The organism is Candidatus Methylomirabilota bacterium (assembly GCA_036002485.1).
Taxonomy (GTDB): Bacteria; Methylomirabilota; Methylomirabilia; order Rokubacteriales; family CSP1-6; genus AR37.
This window is the reverse complement of the sequence record DASYTI010000152.1, coordinates 1-3,011: the sequence shown is the minus strand read 5'-3', so window position 1 is coordinate 3,011 and position 3,011 is coordinate 1. Positions and strand designations below refer to the sequence as shown.

Annotated in this window: 2 protein-coding genes; both read right to left on the bottom strand. The window is 67.5% G+C overall.

What is annotated here, in order from left to right; all coding sequences use genetic code 11:
- Positions 1–280: 280 nt before the first annotated feature.
- On the bottom strand, positions 281–1,228 hold the full coding sequence (speB, locus tag VGT00_14765; GenBank protein ID HEV8532680.1) for an agmatinase: 948 nt from the start codon (positions 1,226–1,228) through the stop codon (positions 281–283).
- The coding region (ligD, locus tag VGT00_14760) for a DNA ligase D (GenBank protein ID HEV8532679.1) at positions 1,221–3,011 on the bottom strand (1,791 nt) is incomplete at its 5' end. The genes ligD and speB, both read right to left, overlap by 8 nt.

Here is a 3,011-nt window from a genome sequence, read left to right as displayed (position 1 = left end):
ATGGTGGAGAGGAATGAGAGTGAGGAGGCTATGCTCATCCCCCGATGATGGAGAGGAATGAGAGTGAGAAGGCCATTCTCATCCCCCGATGGGGGAGAGGAATGAGAGTGAGGAGGCTATTCTCATCCCCCGATGATGGAGAGGAATGAGAGTGAGGAGGCCATTCTCATCCCCTATGGGAGAAAGGGATCAGAGCAAAGACTGATTCTCATCCCTCTCCCCCATCGGGGGAGAGGGCAGGGTGAGGGGGCAGGGTTGGGCGCGAGAGGATGAGAAAAGGTCAGCGGTTGAGCGCGGCTACCGAGAGGAGCTCGAAGATGAGGTTGGCGGCGAGCACGCCCGTGATGGCGCCGGGGCCGTCGTAGGGGGGCGAGACCTCCACGAGGTCGGCGCCGATGAGCTGCAGGCTGCGCAGGCCGCGCACGAGCCCGAGCGCTTCGTAGGAGGTGAGCCCGCCCGCCTCGGGCGTGCCGGTGGCGGGCGCGTAGGCGGGATCCACCGCGTCGATGTCGAAGGAGCAGTAGACCGGGCCACCGCTCAGCCGCGCCAGCCGATCGACGACCCACGCGACTCCGCGCTCCTTCACGTCCTCGATCCGGATCACCTCGAAGCCGTGGGTCGCGTGGAAGTCGAAATCCTCGGGTCCGTAGAGCGGGCCGCGGATGCCTACCTGGATCGACCGAGCGCCGTCGAGCAGGCCCTCCTCCATGGCGCGGCGAAAGGTGCTGCCGTGGTAGTAGGGCAGCCCGAAATAGCGGTCCCAGGTATCCGGGTGCGCGTCGAAGTGGACCAGTCCCAGCCGTCCGTGCCGCCGCGCGAGGACGCGGAGAACGGCCAGCGTCACCGTGTGATCGCCGCCCACGCACATGGGGACGGCGCCCGCCTCCACGGCAGGCTGCAGCGTCTGCTCGATGGCCGTGAAGGTTCTCTCGATCGAGATGGGGACCGCATCGACGTCGCCACAGTCCGCCACCCGCAGGCGGTCGAACGGATGGACCTTGAGAGCGGAGTTCCACGGGCGGATCAGGGAGGACTGATCGCGCACGTGCCGGGGCCCGAAGCGCGCGCCCGAGCGGTAGGAGCAGCCGCCGTCGAAGGGAATTCCATAGAGAGCCACGTCAAGTCCCGCCGGGGACGTCACGTAGGGCAGGCGCATGAAGGTCGCCGGCTGGCCGAAGCGGGGCGAGGAGAAGCCGTCGCGAGGCTGAGGGTGCTCTGAATTACTCATCTGCGGGCTCTCGCTCGCCAAGGCGCTGGGCGATCCGTTCGACGGCCGCGGCCATGTCGATTTCTCCCGTCAATACTGGCGCCAGCGGATCGGCGATCTTGTCAAAGCGTTTCGGGAGCGTGGTCATGGTGAAGCGGGCCGGGTCCAGGCGCGCCGTCACCTCGCTCCAGGCAAGCGGGCAGGAGGCCGGCGCGCCCGGCAGCGGGCGCAGGGAAAACGGCGCCACGATCGTCTGGCCGTGTCCATTCTGACCGAAGTCAATATAGACCTTTCCCCCGCGCGAACGGATGGGTCGGGCGATGGTCGAGATCTCGGGCTCCGCCTCCACGCCCAGCACGGCCAGCAGGCGCGCGAAGGTGCGTACCTCGTCGTAGGTGTAGCGCGCTCCGAGCGGGATCAGGATGTGAAGGCCCGTGGCCCCGGAGGTCTTCGGATAGCTGGGCAGCTCCAGATCGTCCAGGATGCGGTGGAGCGCGCGGGCCACCTTCACGACATCGGTGAAGGGGGCGCCCTTGGGATCCAGGTCCAGCACGAGCCAGTCCGGCCGCTCGAGCGAGCCCAGCCGCGATGCCCACAGGTGAAGGGGAATCGTCCCCGAGTTGGCCACGTAGCGCAGCGACTCCACGTCGTCCACGACGAAGTAATCGATCTCGCGCTCGGCGTCCTTCGAGTAGACGCGCTCCGTGCGGACCCAGGCCGGGGTGAACTCCGGGGCGTCCTTCTGGAAGAAGGACTTGCCCGTGATCCCGTCGGGGTAGCGCGTGAGCACGAGGGGCCGGTCCCGGAGATAGGGAAGGAGCAGCGGCGCGACGCGCTCGTAGTACGCCACCAGATCGCCTTTGGTGTAACCGTCGGCGGGCCAGAACATCTTCTTGAGATTGGTCAGCTTGACTTCTTTCGGCGCATTCACCATGGGTGGCGAGGGGATCGGTCCGGATACCCCCTCACCCTGCCCTCTCCCCCGTTTCGGGGGAGAGGGATGAGAAGAGATTTCGGGCGGGGCTTCGATGGCCTCGCGCCGGCAATCTTCGGGGCGCTTGTCGCTCCGCAGGCGGAGAAAGGTGGGGTGTCGGATCCCGCCGTCGTTGGTCCAGTCGGTGAACCGCACCTCGCAGACGAGCTTCGGCTCCACCCAGTGGTGGCTTCGGCCTTTCGGAATAGCGCCGGCGTCGAAGGGCGGGGTGGCGCGCGTGAGCGGCTGGAGCTTTTCCCAGAGGCTCTTGAGCCCCGCCTGATCGAAGCCGGTGCCCACCTTGGAGACGTAGGCGAGGCGCGCGCCGTCGTACACGCCGATGTGCAGCGCGCCGAAGTAGCCGCGCGAGCCCTGGGGATCGGTGTAGCCGCCGATGACGAACTCCAGCCGGCGCTGGCACTTGATCTTGATCCAGTCCCGCGAACGGCCGCCGGCGTACGCGCTGCTCGCCTTCTTGGCCACGATGCCCTCGAGGCGCTGCTCGTTGGCCGCCTCCAGGAAGGCGTGCCCGTGCTCGAGGACGTGATCGACGTAGTGCACGGGCCCGAGCGGAGGTACGAGGAGCCGGAGACAATCTTTTCGTCGCGTCAGGGGCAAGCGGCGCAGGTCGTGGCCGTCGAGCGCGAGGCAGTCGAAGAAGACGGCCTCCACCGGGACCCGGGCCGCCGCGGCTTCGATCTCCCGCGGATCGGTCAAGGTCATGCGCGGCTGAAGCCGCTGGAAGCTCGGCCGGCCGCTCTCGTCGAGAGCCACGATCTCCCCGTCGATCACGAAGTGCTCGACGGGCAAGGCCAGGAGGGCGCGCACCAG